This is a genomic window from Amphibiibacter pelophylacis, assembly GCF_037688875.1.
Lineage (GTDB): Bacteria > Pseudomonadota > Gammaproteobacteria > Burkholderiales > Burkholderiaceae_C > Amphibiibacter > Amphibiibacter pelophylacis.
Genome location: NZ_JAWDIE010000004.1, coordinates 1 through 17206 on the forward strand (window position 1 = coordinate 1; position 17206 = coordinate 17206).

General features: G+C 67.4%; 12 protein-coding genes and 1 tRNA gene. 5 read left to right on the top strand and 8 right to left on the bottom strand.

The window, feature by feature from the left end:
- From RV045_RS03230 to RV045_RS03240, 3 genes are all read left to right on the top strand, one after another.
- Nucleotides 1–1518, top strand: a 1518-nt coding sequence (locus tag RV045_RS03230) for a DEAD/DEAH box helicase (RefSeq protein WP_423234332.1), incomplete at its 5' end; no start/stop codon positions are given.
- Complete coding sequence (locus RV045_RS03235) at nucleotides 1505–2254, top strand: RluA family pseudouridine synthase (protein ID WP_423234333.1); 750 nt, start codon at nucleotides 1505–1507, stop codon at nucleotides 2252–2254. The genes RV045_RS03230 and RV045_RS03235, both read left to right, overlap by 14 nt.
- A gap of 174 nt (nucleotides 2255–2428) precedes the next feature.
- Nucleotides 2429–2504: transfer RNA gene (locus RV045_RS03240), tRNA-Thr, on the top strand.
- Between the two features lie 109 nt (nucleotides 2505–2613).
- Here RV045_RS03240 and RV045_RS03245 read toward each other — a convergent pair.
- Genes RV045_RS03245 through nagZ form a run of 3 tightly spaced genes read right to left on the bottom strand, consistent with a single transcriptional unit; the run spans nucleotide 2614 to nucleotide 5179 of the window.
- A complete protein-coding gene (locus RV045_RS03245) occupies nucleotides 2614–3660 on the bottom strand; it encodes a DUF475 domain-containing protein (protein WP_423234334.1) in 1047 nt (348 codons plus the stop codon).
- A 41-nt stretch (nucleotides 3661–3701) separates the two neighbouring features.
- Nucleotides 3702–4049: a hypothetical protein gene (locus RV045_RS03250; protein WP_423234335.1), complete on the bottom strand. Its 348-nt coding sequence runs from the start codon at nucleotides 4047–4049 to the stop codon at nucleotides 3702–3704.
- Complete coding sequence (gene nagZ / locus RV045_RS03255; RefSeq protein ID WP_423234336.1) at nucleotides 4043–5179, bottom strand: beta-N-acetylhexosaminidase; 1137 nt, start codon at nucleotides 5177–5179, stop codon at nucleotides 4043–4045. Before nagZ ends, RV045_RS03250 begins: the two co-directional genes overlap by 7 nt.
- A gap of 190 nt (nucleotides 5180–5369) precedes the next feature.
- Here nagZ and ppsA point away from each other — a divergent pair, with 190 nt between their 5' ends.
- On the top strand, nucleotides 5370–7778 hold the full coding sequence (ppsA, locus tag RV045_RS03260) for a phosphoenolpyruvate synthase (RefSeq protein WP_423234337.1): 2409 nt from the start codon (nucleotides 5370–5372) through the stop codon (nucleotides 7776–7778).
- A 208-nt stretch (nucleotides 7779–7986) separates the two neighbouring features.
- Here the strand turns inward: ppsA and RV045_RS03265 are convergent, their stop codons facing one another.
- Genes RV045_RS03265 through RV045_RS03275 form a run of 3 tightly spaced genes read right to left on the bottom strand, consistent with a single transcriptional unit; the run spans nucleotide 7987 to nucleotide 12528 of the window.
- Nucleotides 7987–8415, bottom strand: a complete 429-nt coding sequence (locus RV045_RS03265; RefSeq protein WP_423234338.1) for a hypothetical protein — start codon at nucleotides 8413–8415, stop codon at nucleotides 7987–7989.
- A gap of 2 nt (nucleotides 8416–8417) precedes the next feature.
- Nucleotides 8418–9581 (bottom strand): ribonucleotide-diphosphate reductase subunit beta, encoded by a 1164-nt coding sequence (locus RV045_RS03270; protein ID WP_423234339.1) that lies wholly within the window; start codon nucleotides 9579–9581, stop codon nucleotides 8418–8420.
- Between the two features lie 43 nt (nucleotides 9582–9624).
- Nucleotides 9625–12528, bottom strand: a complete 2904-nt coding sequence (locus RV045_RS03275) for a ribonucleoside-diphosphate reductase subunit alpha (protein WP_423234485.1) — start codon at nucleotides 12526–12528, stop codon at nucleotides 9625–9627.
- Nucleotides 12529–12825: 297 nt separating this feature from the next.
- Between RV045_RS03275 and RV045_RS03280 the strand changes: the two genes are divergently transcribed.
- Nucleotides 12826–15348: a putative bifunctional diguanylate cyclase/phosphodiesterase gene (locus RV045_RS03280; RefSeq protein ID WP_423234340.1), complete on the top strand. Its 2523-nt coding sequence runs from the start codon at nucleotides 12826–12828 to the stop codon at nucleotides 15346–15348.
- Here the strand turns inward: RV045_RS03280 and mog are convergent.
- Entirely contained in the window at nucleotides 15308–15877 is a 570-nt protein-coding gene (gene mog / locus RV045_RS03285; protein WP_423234341.1) for a molybdopterin adenylyltransferase, read from the bottom strand. The two genes, RV045_RS03280 and mog, sit on opposite strands and share 41 nt — an antisense overlap.
- Nucleotides 15874–17028: an alkene reductase gene (locus RV045_RS03290; protein WP_423234342.1), complete on the bottom strand. Its 1155-nt coding sequence runs from the start codon at nucleotides 17026–17028 to the stop codon at nucleotides 15874–15876. Before RV045_RS03290 ends, mog begins: the two co-directional genes overlap by 4 nt.
- Nucleotides 17029–17206 lie beyond the last annotated feature (178 nt).

Consider the following 17206-nt stretch of genomic DNA (forward strand, 5'->3'; position numbering starts at 1 on the left):
CCGCGTGGCCGCCCCGGCAGCTTTGACCGCCGTCCCCAGCGCGGTCCCCGCGTTGATCCGCGCAAAGAGTTCGGCGCCGGAACCGGCCCCAGCATCCTGGTGCTGGCCCCCACGCGCGAACTGGCCATGCAGGTCAGCAAGGCCGCGGCCAATTACGGGGGCCAGATTCCCGGCCTGCGCACCGCCACCGTGGTGGGCGGCATGCCCTACCCCGCCCAGCTGCAGGCCATCGCCGGTCGCCTGGACCTGCTGGTCGCCACGCCGGGCCGTCTGATCGACCACCTGGACAGCGGCAAGCTGAACCTGGACCGCGTGCGCATGATCATCCTGGACGAGGCCGACCGCATGCTGGACATGGGCTTCATCGAGGACATCGAGCGCATCGCGCACTCGCTGCCGCAGGAGCGCCAGACGCTCATGGTCAGCGCCACCTTCGGCGGCCAGGTTGGCCGTCTGGCGGACGAAATCCTCAAGCCCGACGCCGTTCACGTCAACGTCGCGGCCAACACGCAAGGCTCCGCCAGCATCGAGCAGAAGCTGATGTGGGCCGACGACCACCGCCACAAGCTGGCGCTGCTGGAGCACATCCTGGCCGAGCGCGATCTGACGCAGGCCGTGGTCTTCACCAGCACCCAGCGCGACGCTGACGATCTGGCGCTGCACCTGGCCGAGCTGGGTCACGCCGTCGCCCCGCTGCACGGCGCCATGCCCCAGGGCAAGCGCAACCGCACGCTGATGGGCCTGCGCCAGGGCCAGCTGCGCGTGCTGGTCGCCACCGACGTGGCCGCGCGCGGCATCGACGTCCCCGGCATCAGCCACGTCGTCAACTTCGGCTTGCCGATGAAAGCCGAAGATTACGTTCACCGCATCGGCCGCACCGGCCGCGCGGGCCGCACGGGTCTGGCGATCACGCTGGCCACGCGCCGCGACGTCATGATGCTGCGCCGCATCCAGGGCTTCACGCAGCAGCCGTTCAAAATCAGCCAGATCACCGGGCTGGAGCCGCGTCTGCCGGTGACCGACCTGCGCCCCCTGCCGGGTGGCAAGGGCGGCGGTTTTGGCCGCTCGGACGCACCGCGTGGCAAGGGCGGTTTCGGCGGCGGTGGTGGTGGCTACGGCGCCAGCAAGCCCTGGGGCAAACCGGCAGGTGGCCCGCGTGGCTCGCGCGACGGCTTCCGCCCGGGCGCTCCGCGCGCCGAAGGCTCGGGCTGGTCGGCAGATGCGCCGCGCACCGAGCGTCCGGCCGGCGCCCGCCCCTGGGAACAGCGTCCAGGCAGTGACCGTCCGGCTCGCCCCTGGGAAGGTCGCCCTGAGGGCCGTCCGCATGAGGGTCGTCCTTACGAGGCCCGCGCCCACGAAGCGCGCGCTTTTGAAGGCCGTCCCGCCCACCGTCCGGCCCAGCCGGGCGCAGGCGCCGGGCAGTACAACGCCAACGGCGTGCCGGTCGGCGGCAAGGGCCCGCGCGGCGCTTTCCGTCCGGGGGGCAAAGGCCCCAAAACCGGACATGGCCCCCGCTGATCCCGCACAGCCGGTTGACGCCCTTCTGGAACAGACCGCGGCCAGCCCGGTGCTGGACCAGCTCGGCGGCATAGACCTTCTGGCGCTGGACGACGACTGGGTGGTCGCTGTCAAACCAGCCGGGCTGCTGTCCGTGCCGGGCCGCGATCCCGGTCAGGATCATCTTCTGCGCCGTCTGGCGCCCCTGAGCGGCCCGCCCGGAAGCGATTCCGGCGGGCCGCTTCTCGTTGTGCACCGGCTGGATCAGGCCACTTCGGGGCTGATCGTCCTGGCGCGGCACAAGGCGGCGCAGGCCGATCTGGCACGCCAGTTCCAGCAGCGCGAAGTGGCCAAGCGCTACGAAGCCGTCGTGCTGGGCCAGCCTGATCCGCCCCACGGCCAGGTCGACAAGGCGCTGCTGGTCGACTGGCCCAACCGGCCGCGCCAGCAGGTCAACGTGCACTGGGGCAAGCCCGCCCTGACGCTCTACCGCAGCCTGGCGCCCTGGCCGCTGGCGCAGGCCCCCGCCACCCGCGTCGCGCTGTGGCCCGTCACCGGGCGCAGCCACCAGCTGCGCGTGCACATGCAGTGGATCAACCACCCGATTCTGGGCGACGAGTTCTACGCCCCGCCCGCCTGGCAGCCCGGCGGCAGCACCGCCGCGCCGGATCGGCTGCTGCTGCACGCCAGCCACCTGGCGCTGAAGCACCCCAGCCACGGCGGACGTGCGACGTGGCACAGCCCAGCGCCGTTCTGAAACGCCGGACGCACGAAAAAACATGACACGTCGTCTGCTTTGCGATATAAGGACAGACAGAGCCCACGGCCGGGACCGGTAACCGGCGGGGTGATCAGCCTGAAGGGGCCTCTGTACCGGTATCCGCGCTTCGATTCATCGAGTGCGCGGTTTTTCGCCTATAATGAGCGAATTGCCGGTGTAGCTCAGTTGGTAGAGCAACGCACTCGTAACGCGTAGGTCACCAGTTCGATTCCGGTCACCGGCACCACGATTGATTGAGAACCCCGCTGAATCAAAAACAGCCTTTCAAAGTCACTCACTAAAAAGCCACCCCTGCGGGTGGCTTTTTTTATGGTCGCTTCACCGACTCAGGCCGCTCAGGCGGCCGCTTCCTGCTTTTTGCGGTAGCGGATCGACGACCATACCGATGCCGCAATAAAGGCCACGCCGATCAGGCCGGTCAGCACTTCGGGCACGTGCTGCACCGTGCCGATCAGCATGATGATGGCCAGCACGCCGATGGCGTAGTGCGCGCCGTGCTCCAGAAAGACAAACTGGTCCAGCGTGCCCTTGTTGACCAGGTAGACCGTCATCGAGCGCACGAACATCGCGCCAATCGCCAGGCCCAGCATGATGATGACCACGTCGCGGGTGATGGCGAAAGCGCCGATCACGCCGTCGAACGAGAAAGACGCGTCCAGCACCTCCAGGTACATGAAGGCCGCCAGACCCGAGCGCTTGGCCGGGCCCAGGCTGCTGCCGCCCTGCCCCTCCCCTTCGGCCTCGTCTGGTTCAAACAGCGCGTCGATGCTGTCCACCAAAAGGAAGAGCAGGATGCCCGCGATGCCGGCAAACAGCACGTCGTGAAAGACCGCCACAGGCAGGAAGAGCTTGGTCGACATCAGCACCGCCACGGCGACGATGACGGACATGGCATCGGCCTTGCCCAGCGAGCCGGCCAGGCGCTCGGCGGCGCCCAGCCAGTGCAGGTCGCGGTCCTTGTCGAACAGGAAGTTCAGAAAGACCAGCAGCAGGAACATGCCGCCAAAAGCGGCGATCGTCGGGTAATTGTCGGTCAGCACGCGGCTGTAATCGTCCGGCCGGGTCAGCGCCATTTCCATCACCGGGACAGGCCCCTGGCCGGTGGCCACGGCCACGATGACGATGGGAAAAACCAGGCGCATGCCAAACACGGCAATGACGATACCGACCGTGAGGAACATCTGGCGCCAGAACTCGTCCATGTGCTTGAGCACCCCGGCGTTGACCACGGCGTTGTCAAACGACAGCGAGACCTCCAGGATGGCCAGCACGGCGCAGATCCACAGCGCCTGCCACAGGCCCATGCCGCTGTTGTGGCCCCACCAGGCGGCCACACCCAGGCAGACGGCCGTGACCACAAAGGAAATGCGGAACTCTTTCATGGGATCCCCAGAAGCAGACGGTCGCCGATGATAGGCGCAAATCAGCGCTGATTGGCCGGGGTATTGTTGCGTGCCGGATCGACCAGCACCGTCGAGGCACCCACGCCGGTCGAGACCGTCGCACCGCCTACATTCGTGCCCACGCCCACCCCCGCGCTTCCAACGACCTGGCCCTGGGTGTTGACACCGACGCCCACGCCAAAGGGGCCGTGGCCCGCGTTGACGCCCACGGTGGGGCCATTCGAGCCCAAGCCCACGCCCACAGACACGCCCGGGAAGAGCGGAATCCCCACCCCCACGCCGATATTGGCGCAGGCGCCTAGGGCCAGCGACAGCGGCAGCAGCAGCGCCAGGCGGTGAACGCGGCGGACAGGGGCAAAGTTCAGCATGGGGATTTCTCCTGTTCAGCCAGTTCGGCCATTCGGGTGGCCAGCAGATCGCGGGCGGCGACGTAGCGGGATTCGCGCTGCAGGGCGTCCCAGACCAGGGCGGGGCCGCGCGCCAGCAGGCGCAGACGGCGCTCGCGGCTGAGCGGATCGGGCTGCCAGGCGCCGCTGTCGCGGGCCTGCGAGAGGCCGTCCAGCAGATCGTCCAGTGCGGTGCTGTCGCCGATGGACTGGTTGCAGACCACCGCCATGTCGCAGCCGGCCTGCAGCGCCAGCAGCGCGGCGTCGGCATAAGGCAGCAGCGCGCCGCCCTGGACATCGTCCACGCGCCGGGCGGCTTCCATGCTGAGGTCGTCGCTGAAAATCAGGCCATGGAAGCCGAGGCGGCCGCGCAGGATGTCCTGCAGCCAGACGCGCGAGAAGCCCGCCGGGCGCGCATCCACCTGCGGATAGCGCACATGCGCGGGCATGACGCTGTCCAGCGCCGTGCGCAGCCAGCCGTAGGGGCTGGCGTCATCGGCCAGCAGATCGTCCAGCGCGCGGTCGTCGATGGGCACGGCCACATGGCTGTCGAGCTGGACACGGCCGTGGCCGGGGAAATGCTTGCCGCAGCTGGCCAGACCCGCCTGGTTCAGCCCCTGGATGAGCGCGCGCGCCAGCAGCGCCACCGTCTGCGCGTCCTCGCCAAACGAGCGCGTGCCGATCGCCGGGCAGCGGCTGCCCGGATCCAGATCCAGCACCGGCGCGAAGCTGAAATCCACCCCGCAGGCGCGCAGCTCGCTGGCCAGGACCAGGCCCGTGGCGGTGGCCGCATCGGCGGCGGCGGCCAGGCCCTGCGCCCGCGCCAGATCGCCCAGTCGCGCCATGGCAGGCAGCGCGGTCATGCCATCGCCGCGAAAGCGCTGCACGCGCCCACCCTCCTGATCCACACAGATCAGCAGATCGGGGCGCAGCGCGCGCAGCTCGGCCGTCAAGGCAGCCAGCTGCTCGCGGCCCTGCCAGTGGCGCGCAAACAGGATCACCCCGCCGGTCAGCGGGTGACGCACGCGGCGGCGGTCGGCTTCGGTCAGTTCAGGGCCTGCGATGTCCAGCAGGACGGCGCCGTCTCCGGCACGGGATGCGATGTCTTTCATGGGGCGGATTGTTTCACAGCCCCTGTGGGGTGAGTAGCACACAGGCCCATTTGCTCGCGCTAACACCGCCGTGGCGTGACCCATGCCGTCAAAAGTGGCCCGACTTGTTGTTTAGAATGCCCGCAAGCCAGTGAACGTGCGATTTTGCTCAGCGCGCGGGAGGCACAGGTTTTTAACTTTGGAGCTTCACATGAACGCCAGGATCAACCTGACGACCTCGCTGGTCGTGCCTTTCGAGCATCTGCGCATGCACGATGTCGACACCGTGGGGGGCAAAAACGCCTCGCTCGGTGAAATGATCAGCCAGCTGGCCGCCACCGGCGTGCGCGTGCCCGGCGGTTTTGCCACCACGGCCCACGCTTTCCGCGAGTTCCTGCGCCAGGGCGGCCTGGAAGATCGCATCAACCAGCGCCTCTCAACGCTGGACACCGAAGACGTCAACGCCCTGGCCGCCGCAGGCGCCGAGATTCGCGGCTGGGTCGAAGCCGCCCCCTTCCCTGCCGAACTGGACGCCGCCATCCGCGCCGAATTCGCGCGCCTGAGCGCCGGATCGCCCGATGCCAGCTTTGCCGTGCGCTCGTCGGCCACCGCCGAAGACCTGCCCGACGCCAGTTTCGCCGGGCAGCAGGAAACCTTTCTCAACGTGGTCGGCATCGACGGCATCCTGCACCGCATGAAGGAAGTCTTCGCCAGCCTGTACAACGACCGCGCCATCAGCTACCGCGTGCACAAGGGCTTTGCCCACAGCGGCGTCGCCCTGTCGGCGGGCGTACAGCGCATGGTGCGCTCGGACCAGGGCGCGGCCGGGGTGATGTTCACGCTGGACACCGAATCGGGCTTCGAGGACGTGGTTTTCGTGACCTCCAGCTACGGCCTGGGCGAAACCGTGGTCCAGGGCGCCGTCAATCCCGACGAGTTCTATGTCCATAAACCCACGCTGCGCGCCGGGCGCCAGGCGTTGATCCGGCGCAATCTGGGCAGCAAGCTGCTGCGCATGACCTTCGCCAGCGACGAAGAGCGCGCCACGCACGGGCGCCTCGTGCAGACCAGCGACACGCCGCTGGAACTGCGCAACCGCTACTCGCTGACCGACGCCGAGGTGCTCGAGCTGTCGCGTTACGCCCTGATCATCGAGCAGCATTACGGCCGCCCCATGGACATTGAATGGGGCAAAGACGGCGTGGACGGCCAGCTCTACATCCTGCAGGCGCGCCCCGAGACGGTGAAAAGCCAGTCCAAGGGCAAGGCCGAGCAGCGCTTCAAACTCAAATCGACCAGCACCGTTCTGGCCGAAGGTCGCGCCATCGGGCAGAAAATCGGCGCCGGGCCAGTGCGCCTGGTGCAGCACATTTCCGAGATGGACCAGGTCCAGCCCGGCGACGTGCTGGTCACCGACATGACCGATCCCAACTGGGAGCCGGTGATGAAGCGCGCCAGCGCCATCGTCACGAACCGCGGCGGGCGCACCTGCCACGCGGCCATCATCGCCCGCGAGCTGGGCATCCCGGCCGTGGTCGGATGCGGCGACGCCACCGAAACGCTGTCTGACGGCGCGCTGGTCACCGTGGTCTGCTCCGAGGGCGACACCGGCCTGATCTACGACGGCCTGCTGGACACCGAAGTGACCGAAGTGGCGCAGGTCGAACTGCCGCCCTGCCCGGTCAAGATCATGATGAACGTGGGCAACCCGCAGCTGGCCTTTGATTTCGCCCAGATGCCGGGCAGCGGCGTGGGCTTGGCGCGGCTGGAATTCATCATCAACAACAACATCGGCGTGCACCCCAAGGCCATCCTGGAGTACCCGCACATCGATTCCGACCTGAAAAAGGCCGTGGAATCGGTGGCGCGCGGCCACAGCAGCCCGCGCGCCTTCTACGTGGACAAGCTGGCCGAAGGCATCGCCACCATCGCCGCGGCGTTCTGGCCCAAGCCGGTCATCGTGCGCCTGTCCGATTTCAAATCGAACGAGTACAAAAAGCTCATCGGCGGCAGCCGCTACGAGCCCGACGAGGAAAACCCCATGCTGGGTTTCCGTGGCGCGTCGCGCTATATCAGCGAAGATTTCCGCGAAGCCTTCGCCATGGAATGCGAAGCGCTCAAGCGCGTGCGCAACGACATGGGCCTCACAAACGTCGAAATCATGGTGCCCTTTGTGCGCACGCTGGGCCAGGCCGAGCGCGTCATCGGCCTGCTCGCCGAACAGGGCCTGAAGCGCGGCGAGGACGGCCTGCGCGTCATCATGATGTGCGAGGTGCCCAGCAACGCCATCCTGGCCGAGCAGTTCCTGCAGTTTTTCGACGGCATGTCGATCGGCTCGAACGACCTCACTCAGCTCACGCTGGGGCTGGACCGCGATTCCGGCATGGAGCTGCTGGCCGCCGACTTTGACGAGCGCGATCCGGCCGTCAAAGCCCTGATTTCGCAGGCCATCCGCGCCTGCCGCGCCCAAGGCAAATACATCGGCATCTGCGGCCAGGGCCCCAGCGATCACCCCGATTTCGCGCAGTGGCTGACGCAGGAAGGCATCGTGTCGATTTCGCTCAACCCGGACACGGTGATGACAACCTGGCAGCAGCTGGCGGCAGCGTCGGGACAGTAAAAGCTGTGCTTGCCCTGCTGCTGGTGGTGGGGGTGTCCGGCTTTATCGGCACCGCACTGACCGGAACCGTGCTGCGGCGCAGCCTGTGCGAGCCATTGACCGCCACTCCTGTCGGGCGGCGGCCACACTGACGGGACTGACAGGCCAGGCGCAAACGGAATGATCTGACCCGCCCTGACTAACGTTGAAGCCTTGCTGTGCCCGCGCTTCAGGCCGCGCCGTCCGGCGCCGGAAACGGCCAAGCGGCATGGTCGCTCAGGCGGGTGCGAATCTGGCTGCGCGGCGCCACGGGCAACGGCACCACCAGCGCGTCAGTGGGCAGTGCGGCGTCAGCGGCCACCTTGCCACGACGCGAAGGGGCTTTGCCCGCAGCGGGCTTGGCCGCCTTGGCAGGGGCTTTGAGAGCGGCTTTGGACGCCGCTTTGGCCGGGGCTTTCTCCACCCCCGCCGCTGAAGCAGCGGCCACTGTTTTGGCCGCCGCCGTTTTCGCCGCCACCGTTTTGGCAGCGGCTGGCCGTGCGGCCGTCTTGGTGGCCGGGGCCGTCACAGCCGCAGCCGCAGCGGGCTGCGTCGTCTTGGGCGCTGCGGCTTTTTTAACGCGGGGCGTCGCCACGCGGGTGGCCTCTTTGGCAGTCATGTTCAGTCCCAGGACAGGGCGCCACCGGTCTGGTATTCGATGACGCGGGTTTCGAAGAAATTGCGCTCTTTTTTGAGATCGATCATCTCGCTCATCCAAGGGAAGGGATTCTCCTCGCTGGGGAAGAGCGCGTCCAGCCCGATCTGCGTGGCCCGGCGGTTGGCGATGAAGCGCAGGTAGCTCTTGAACATCGCGGCGTTCATGCCCAGCACGCCGCGCGGCATGGTGTCTTCGGCGTAGGCGTATTCCAGATCCACGGCCTTGACGAACAGCTCGCGGATCTCGTCCTTGAAGGCGGGCGTCCACAGCTGCGGGTTCTCGATCTTGAGCTGGTTGATCAGATCGATGCCGAAATTGCAGTGCATGGATTCGTCGCGCAGGATGTACTGGTACTGCTCGGCGGCGCCCACCATTTTGTTCTGGCGGCCCAGCGCCAAGATCTGGGTGAAGCCGACGTAGAAGAACAGCCCTTCCATCAGGCAAGCGAAAACGATCAGGCTTTTGAGCAGCGTCTGGTCGGTTTCGTGCGTGCCGGTGTGGAAACCGGGGTCGCTGATCGCCTCGATGAAGGGGATCAGGAACTCGTCCTTGTCGCGGATGGATTTGACCTCGTTGTAGGCGTTGAAGATCTCCGCCTCGTCCAGGCCCAGCGATTCGACGATGTACTGGTAGGCGTGGGTGTGGATGGCCTCTTCAAACGCCTGGCGCAGCAGAAACTGGCGGCACTCGGGCGCCGTAATGTGGCGGTAGGTGCCCAGCACGATGTTGTTGGCGGCCAGGCTGTCGGCCGTCACGAAAAAGCCCAGGTTGCGCTTGACGATGCGACGCTCGTCCTCGGTCAGGCCCTTGGGGTCTTTCCACAGGGCGATGTCGCGGTTCATGTTCACTTCCTGCGGCATCCAGTGGTTGGCGCAGGTGGCCAGGTACTTTTCCCAGGCCCATTTGTACTTGAAGGGCACCAGCTGGTTGACGTCGGTCTGGCCGTTGATGATGCGCTTCTCGCTGGCCTTGACGCGGCTGGCCTGGGGCGGCGCAGCCGAAGCGGCTGGCGACGCGGGAAGATCCAGCCCAGGCAGGCTGGGCTGGCCGGAGGCATTTGCGGCGGGCGCAGCCGGTGCGGGGGGAGCGGTGGTGGCCGCAGTATCTTCGTCGTCCCAGGACAGCATGGGGTTCTCCTTGTGGGTCAGATCAGTGCAGAAACCGGCCGGATCACTGGCAGGCTTCGCAGTCCGGGTTGTCGATGGAGCAGAACTTCACGTCCGATCCCGCGACGCTCGCTTCGGCCACCGGTGCGGCTGAAACGGGCGCTGCAGCAGCGGGGGCCGGGCCGCCCGACTGCACCGCGTTGAGCGCGCCGCTGTGCGCGGTCGATTTCTCGACGTGCGTGGCGGCCATGGTGCGCAGGTAGTAGGTGGTTTTCAGGCCGCGTGTCCAGGCCAGCTTGTAAATTTCGTCCAGCTTCTTGCCCGAGGCGCCCGCAACGTAAATGTTGAGCGACTGCGCCTGGTCGATCCATTTCTGGCGGCGCGAGGCGGCTTCGACCAGCCACTGTGCCTCAACCTCAAAGGCCGTGGCGTAAACCGATTTGATCTGTGCGGGCACGCGGTCGATGCGGCGCAGGCTGCCATCGAAGTGCTTGAGATCCATCAGCATCACGTCGTCCCACAGGTCCAGCGCCTTGAGATCGCGCACCAGGGCTTCGTTGATGATGGTGAATTCGCCCGACAGGTTGCTCTTGACCGAGAGGTTGCCAAAGCAGGGCTCGATCGAGGCGTCCACGCCGATGATGTTGCTGATGGTGGCCGTCGGCGCGATGGCCACGCAGTTGCTGTTGCGCATGCCGTGCTGCAGGATGCGCGTGCGCAAGGCCTCCCAGTCGAGGCGCTGGTCGGTGTTGACCTCCAGGTAGCCGCCGCGCGCTTCCTGCAGCAGGCGCAGGCTGTCGTGCGGCAGGATCCCCTGGCTCCAGAGCGAACCGTTGTAGCTGGAGTAACGCCCGCGCTCCTGCGCCAGATCGCACGAGGCGCTGTAGGCGAAGTAGCACACGGCCTCCATGGACGCGTCGGCGAAAACCATGGCGGATTCGCTGGCGTAAGGCGTTTTCAGGCGGTACAGGCTGTCCTGGAAGCCCATGATGCCCAGGCCCACCGGGCGGTGGCGCAGGTTGCTGTCGCGGGCTTTCTTGACGGCGTAGTAGTTGATGTCGATGACGTTGTCCAGCATGCGCATGGCCGTGGTCACGGTGCGGCGCAGCTTGTCCATGTCGATGGCCTGGGCGACGTCCAGCTGCCCCTGGGCCAGCACGGCGGCGGGCTTGAGGTGGCGGGCCAGGTTGACCGAGCCCAGGTTGCACACGGCGATTTCGCTGTCGTTGGTGTTGAGCGTGATCTCGGTGCACAGGTTGCTGGAGTGGACCACGCCGACGTGCTGCTGCGGGCTGCGCAGGTTGCAGGCGTCCTTGAAGGTGATCCAGGGGTGGCCGGTTTCGAACAGCATGGTCAGCATCTTGCGCCACAGATCGCGTGCGGGCAGGCGGCGGAACAGCGTCAGATCGCCGCGGTCGGCGCTGGCCTCGTAGGCGGTGTAGGCGGCCTCGAAGGCGGCGCCCGACAGCTCGTGCAGGTCGGGGCAGTCGGAGGGGCTGAACAGCGTCCAGTCGGCGCCTTCCATGACGCGCTTCATGAACAGGTCGGGCACCCAGTTGGCCGTGTTCATGTCGTGCGTGCGACGGCGGTCGTCGCCGGTGTTCTTGCGCAGCTCCAGGAATTCTTCGATGTCCAGGTGCCAGGTTTCCAGGTAGGCGCAGACCGCGCCCTTGCGCTTGCCGCCCTGGTTGACCGCCACGGCGGTGTCGTTGACCACCTTCAGGAAAGGCACCACGCCCTGCGATTCGCCGTTGGTGCCCTTGATGTGGCTGCCCAAGGCGCGCACCGGCGTCCAGTCGTTGCCAAGGCCCCCCGCGAACTTGGAGAGCAGCGCGTTTTCCTTGATGGCCTCGTAAATGCCGTCCAGGTCGTCGCCCACCGTGGTCAGGTAGCAGCTGGAGAGCTGGCTGCGGCGCGTGCCGCTGTTGAACAGCGTCGGCGTGCTGGACATGAAGTCAAAGCTGGACAGCAGCTCGTAGAACTCGATGGCGCGCGATTCGCGGTCGATCTCGTTCAGCGACAGGCCCATGGCCACGCGCATGAAAAAGGCCTGCGGCATCTCGATGCGCGTCTTTTTGATGTGCAGGAAGTAGCGGTCGTACAGCGTCTGCAGGCCCAGATAATCGAACTGGTCGTCGCGCTCGGGGTGCAGGGCGGCGGCCAGACGCGGCAGGTCGAACTGCATCAGGCGCTCGTCCAGCAGCTCGGCCTGCACGCCTTTTTTGATGAAAGACGGGAAATAGTCGCTGTAGGCCTGAGCGCGCTGGGCCGCGTCGGCGGGGGCGCTGCCCAGAATCTCGCGCTCGATGGTGTGCATCAGCAGGCGGGCGGTGACGCGGCTGTAGTCGGGATCGCGCTCGATCAGGGTGCGCGCGGCCAGGATCAGCGCCTTGTGGACTTCGGCCAGCGGCACGCCGTCGTACAGGTTGCGCTGCGTTTCGGACAGGATGGGCGTGGCGGTCACCTCGGGCGCCAGGCCCTGGCAGGCGCCTTCGACCAGGGCGCGCAGGCCGTCCAGATCCAGCGGCACGCGCTGGCCGCGGTCGGTCACGAAGAGCGTCGCAGCGGCAGCGGCGGCCGGCTGCTGCGCCTGCTGCTGGCGGCGCTCCTGGCTGCGGCGCTCGCGGTAGAGCACGTAGGCGCGGGCCACTTCATGGAAACCGCCGCGCATCAGGCCCAGTTCGACCTGGTCCTGCACGTCTTCGATGTGGAAAGTGCCCCCGGCCGGGCGCGAGCGCAGCAGCGCCTGGACCACGGTGACGGTGAGCTGCTGCACCGTGTCGCGCACGCTGCTGGACGCCGCGCCCTGGCTGCCGTGAACGGCCAGGAAGGCTTTCATCAGCGCCACGGCGATCTTGGCGGGCTCGAAAGCCACCACCGAGCCATTGCGACGCACGATCTGGTAGCCCGCGTACTGGGCGGGATCGAAGGGCGCATCTGCGCCGGAGGAGAAGGTGGACAGCGTCATGGCATCGGGGGTCAGGGGAGCGTTCATGGGCGTGCAGAGCTAGGGATGACGGGACAGGCAGACACTATATCTGGATGAATTTCGCATGGCAAGCACCACAGCTAGTGTTTTTACCCGCCAATGCCATACGGTTTCCCAGCTTGACAGGCTGGCCTGAAAAGGGGTAACAGCGTCACAAAAAATCACCGGCATTGAGGAGTAATCCGGCTTTCCCCGCCCAATTCGCACGCTGCCTGCAGGCCCCCTTGCAGTAGCATCCGCACGAATGTTCCTGCCACGAGGCCTGCCGGACCGCCCTTGAACACGCCCTCTTCATCATTTGTCCTGCGCCTGCTGTCCCAGCCCCTGTGGCTGGGCTGCGCTGTGGCCCTGTCGGTGCTCGCCGGTTTCATGGCCCTGCTGCTGTGGCCCGCCCTGGCAGCGGGCCAGGCCACGGCCTGGGGGCTGGCCGCCACAGCCGTTCTGGCCACGCTGATGCTGGCGGGCGGACTGGCGCTGCTGCGTCTGCGCAATGCGGGCGGGCAGGATGGTTTGAGCCTGGACCAGGCACTGTCGCTGCTGCGCTTTGACCTGAGCCTGCAGCTCGACTCGCTGGGCCGCGTCACGGCCGTGCAGGCCCACCCCCGGCCGCCCGGCCCGCTGGACACCTCGGTGCTGGCCGAGGCCCACCCGCTGGCACTGGATGCGCTGGCCCGCGTGCTGCGCCAGGCGGGACTGGAACGCGGCCTGCAGCCCGCCAGCCACGTCGCGCTGCGCGTGCTGATGCAGCAGGCCGCGCTGGAAGGCCAGTCGCACGCGCCCAAGCTGCTGATGGCCGTCCAGCACGAGGCGCTGGACAGCGCCACGCAGATGCCGCAGCAGGACATGGACAGCGAAGGCAGTTCCCGCTTCGACCGCCGCCGCTCCACCCCGCTGCACGGCGAATTCAGCCACACCGAAATCGCCCTGGGTGCCCCGCAGATCGGCGGCGACAAGCGCTGGTTCGAGGTCAAGGTGCTGCGCCGCCAGGACAGCCAGGGGCGGCTGCTGGGCTTCTGGATGGGCTGCACCGACGTCACCGAACGCCATGCTGCTGAAGAATCGCAGCGCCTGATCTCGCTGGTTTTCGAGCGCGCGGGCGAAGGCATCGTGGTCACCGACGCAGCGCGGCGCGTCATCCAGATCAACCAGGCCTTCAGCGAAGTCACCGGCTACACGCCCGACGAGGTCATGGGCCAGCATGTCTCGGATTACCTGACCGACATCAACCAGCCGCACGTGCTCACGCAGATCTGGTATGCCATCGACGTGCACGGGCGCTGGCGCGGCGAGCTGGTCAGCCGCCGCAAGAACGGCGACGTTTACACCAAGCTGCTCAGCGTGGTGCCGCTGCGCGATGACGACCAGCGCATCATCCATTACGTGGGCATCTTCAGCGAGATTTCCGAGCTGAAGCAGGCCAAGTCCGAGCTGGTCTACCAGTCCTACCACGACATGCTCACCGGCCTGCCCAACCGCCGCAAGCTGCGCGAGGTGCTGGTGCACGGTCTGGCCATCCGCAAATCGACCCAGCACCTGATGGCGCTGCTGGTCATCGACATCGACGATTTCAAGGACATCAACGACAGCCACACACACCGCCAGGGCGACGCGCTGCTGGCCTCGACGGCGCACAGCCTGGAGTGCACGCTGCGCGACGGTGATTCGCTCTACCGCCTGGGCGGCGACGAGTTCGCCATCCTGCTCGAGCGTCTGGACAGCGCCGACGACGCGGCCGCCGTGGCACACCGCATCCAGCGCCTCTTCGAGCACCCGGTGCCGCTGGAGGACGATGTCGAAGTGATGGTGCGCATCAGCATCGGCATCGTCGTCGGGCCCGCGCAGGGCGACACGCCCGAAGAGATGATGCAGCACGCCGACACCGCGCTGCACCGCGCCAAATCCGAGGGCAAGAACCGCCTGGCCTTCTACAGCGAGAACCTGACCAAGGCCGCCAAGCTGCGTCTGGCTCTGGACCGCAGCATCCGCCGCGCGCTGGAAAACCGCGAGTTCGTCCTGCACTACCAGCCGCAGATGAGCCTGCACGACGACCGCCCTACGGGCGTCGAGGCGCTGGTGCGCTGGAAAGACCCCACCCGCGCCTCGCTGGTGTATCCGGACGAGTTCATCGGTGAGGCCGAGCGCACGGGCCTTGTGGTCGCGCTGGGCACGCAGGTGCTGGAGATGGCCTGCCAGCAGGGCCGGGCCTGGCTGGACGAGGGTCTGCCGCTGCACATGGCGGTCAACGTGTCGGCGCGCCAGCTGCGCTCGCCCAACTTCATCCAGGTCGTGGCCGACACGCTGGAGCGCACGGGCTTCCCGGCCGGCCTGCTGGAGATCGAAATCACCGAAAGCACGCTGATCGGCGATACCGAAAAAACCCTGGCCGTGCTGATGATGCTGCGCGATCTGGGCGTGTCGCTGGCGGTGGACGATTTCGGCACGGGCTATTCCTCGCTGTCCTACCTGCAGCGCTTCCCGCTGACCAAGCTCAAGATCGACCGCAGCTTCGTCAACCAGCTGCCCGACGTGGGCGCGGGCTGCGCGATTTCCGAGGCGGTGGTCAAGCTCTCGCACAGCCTGGGGATGACGGTGCAGGCCGAGGGCGTCGAAACCGTGCGCCAGCTCGAAGCCCTGCGCGCCATGCAGTGCGAGTTCTACCAGGGCTATTACGCCAGCCGCCCCATGCCGCCCGATGCCCTGAGGGCCTGGGTGCTGGAGCGTGGCCTGAGCGAAACGATCAAGGCCCCGGAAGAAGAAATCAGCCCGCCGGGCTGGGGGCCTGCGCTGACCGGGGCCTGAAAGGCTGGACCGCGCCGGGCTGCGCCGTCACATAAGGCGCGCCGATCAGGTCCAGACAGTAGGGCACGGCGCCAAAAACACCGTCCAGCGTCTCGGCGATGGCCTTGGGCTGGCCGGGCAGGTTGAGGATCAGCGCTCCGCCCCGGATCGCCCCCACCTGCCGCGACAGGATGGCTGTGGGCACGTATTTGAGGCTGACGGCGCGCATCTGCTCGCCAAAGCCCGGCATGACGCGGTCGGCCACGTCCAGCGTGGCCTCGGGCGTCACGTCGCGCGGCGCGGGGCCGGTGCCGCCGGTGGTCAGCACCCAGTGGCAGCCGGCCTCGTCAACCAGCTCGCGCAGCGTGGCAGCGATGACGTCGCGCTCGTCAGCAATCAGCCGGGTCTGCAGCGCGTAAGGGCTGGCCAGGGTGCGCACCAGCCAGTCCTGCAGCGCGGGCAGGCCGCGATCCTCGTAAACGCCGCTGCTGGCGCGGTCGCTGACCGACACCAGCCCGATGCGCAGCGCGCCCGCAGGAATCGCGCTCATGCGGCGGGGGCGCTGTCCAGCGCCGGGTAGTCGGTATAGCCTTTGGCGCCGCCGCCATACAGGGTGTCGGCGTCCAGCGGGTTGAGCGGCGCGCCCGTGCGCAGGCGCTCGGCCAGATCGGGGTTGGCGATGTAGGGGCGGCCAAAAGCGACCAGGTCAGCCTGCGCGCCACTCAGGCGTCCGGCCAGGGCCTCGTCGGCCAGTTCGCGGGTGTAGCCGTTGTTGACCATCCAGGCGCCCTGCCCGCCCGCGCTGCGGTAGGCCTGCTGCAGCGCCGCCCAGTCGAAGGGTGTTTCGCCCTGGCTGTGATCGCGCGGCCCGGCCGTGGCGCCCTCGACCACATGAATATAGGCCAGGCCCAGCGGCGCCAGCGCGGTCATCACGTGGTTGAACAGCGGCTGCGGGTCGGCATCCATGGCGTCGTTGGCCGGACTGACCGGCGACAGACGCACGCCCACGCGGCCCGCGCCGATGGCCTGCGTCACCGCCTGCATCACCTCGATGAGCAGACGGGCGCGGTTTTCGATGGAGCCGCCGTAGGCGTCGGTGCGCTGGTTGGAGCCACTGCGCAGGAACTGGTCCAGCAGATAGCCGTTGGCCGCGTGGATTTCGATGCCGTCAAAACCGGCGTCGATGGCGTTGCGCGCGGCGCGCACATAGTCGCTAACGATGCCGGGCAGCTCGGAGATGTCCAGTGCCCGCGGCATGGCCGTGGGCTCGAAACCGGCGCTGACGACCTGGCCGCTGGCGTCGCGCTCGATCAGATAGCTGCGCGACTGCGCCTGCAGGGCAGACGGCGCGACTGGCGCCTGGCCGTCGGGCTGCAGCGCAGGGTGCGAAATGCGTCCCACGTGCCACAGCTGCGGCACGATGCGACCGCCTGCGGCGTGGACGGCGTCGGTGACCCGGCGCCAGCCCGCCACCTGGTCGGATGACCACAGGCCGGGCACGTCGGCATAGCCCTGGCCCTGGTGGCTGATGGCCGTGGCTTCGGTGATGATCAGGCCCGCGCCCGCGCGCTGGCGGTAGTACTCGACCATCAGCGCATTGGGCTGGGCACCGGGAGCCCGGTTGCGCGTCAGCGGCGCCATGACGATGCGGTTGGCCAGTGCAAGATCGCCCGCCTGGACGGCGTCAAACAGATTCTTCACGAAAGATCTCCAGAAAAAACACCGGAGGAAAAGCCCTCCGTCATGGCGCGAGAGCATAGCGCCAGAGCGCATCCCCGGGCGGACCACGGGGTCTCGCCGACTGTGGCAGTGGCGTGCGCGGACGCCAGCCTGCCGGCGCATCGTCAACTCCAGCATTTTCAATTCTTTACCGCGGTTT

Bases quoted from the DNA above. Each gene is read 5' to 3' on its own strand.
- RV045_RS03235 (WP_423234333.1), top strand. From the start codon at position 1,505: ATGGCCCCCGCTGATCCCGCACAGCCGGTTGACGCCCTTCTGGAACAG.
- RV045_RS03245 (WP_423234334.1), bottom strand. From the start codon at position 3,660: ATGAAAGAGTTCCGCATTTCCTTTGTGGTCACGGCCGTCTGCCTGGGT.
- RV045_RS03250 (WP_423234335.1), bottom strand. From the start codon at position 4,049: ATGCTGAACTTTGCCCCTGTCCGCCGCGTTCACCGCCTGGCGCTGCTG.
- nagZ (WP_423234336.1), bottom strand. From the start codon at position 5,179: ATGAAAGACATCGCATCCCGTGCCGGAGACGGCGCCGTCCTGCTGGAC.
- ppsA (WP_423234337.1), top strand. From the start codon at position 5,370: ATGAACGCCAGGATCAACCTGACGACCTCGCTGGTCGTGCCTTTCGAG.
- RV045_RS03265 (WP_423234338.1), bottom strand. From the start codon at position 8,415: ATGACTGCCAAAGAGGCCACCCGCGTGGCGACGCCCCGCGTTAAAAAA.
- RV045_RS03270 (WP_423234339.1), bottom strand. From the start codon at position 9,581: ATGCTGTCCTGGGACGACGAAGATACTGCGGCCACCACCGCTCCCCCC.
- RV045_RS03275 (WP_423234485.1), bottom strand. From the start codon at position 12,528: ATGACGCTGTCCACCTTCTCCTCCGGCGCAGATGCGCCCTTCGATCCC.
- mog (WP_423234341.1), bottom strand. From the start codon at position 15,877: ATGAGCGCGATTCCTGCGGGCGCGCTGCGCATCGGGCTGGTGTCGGTC.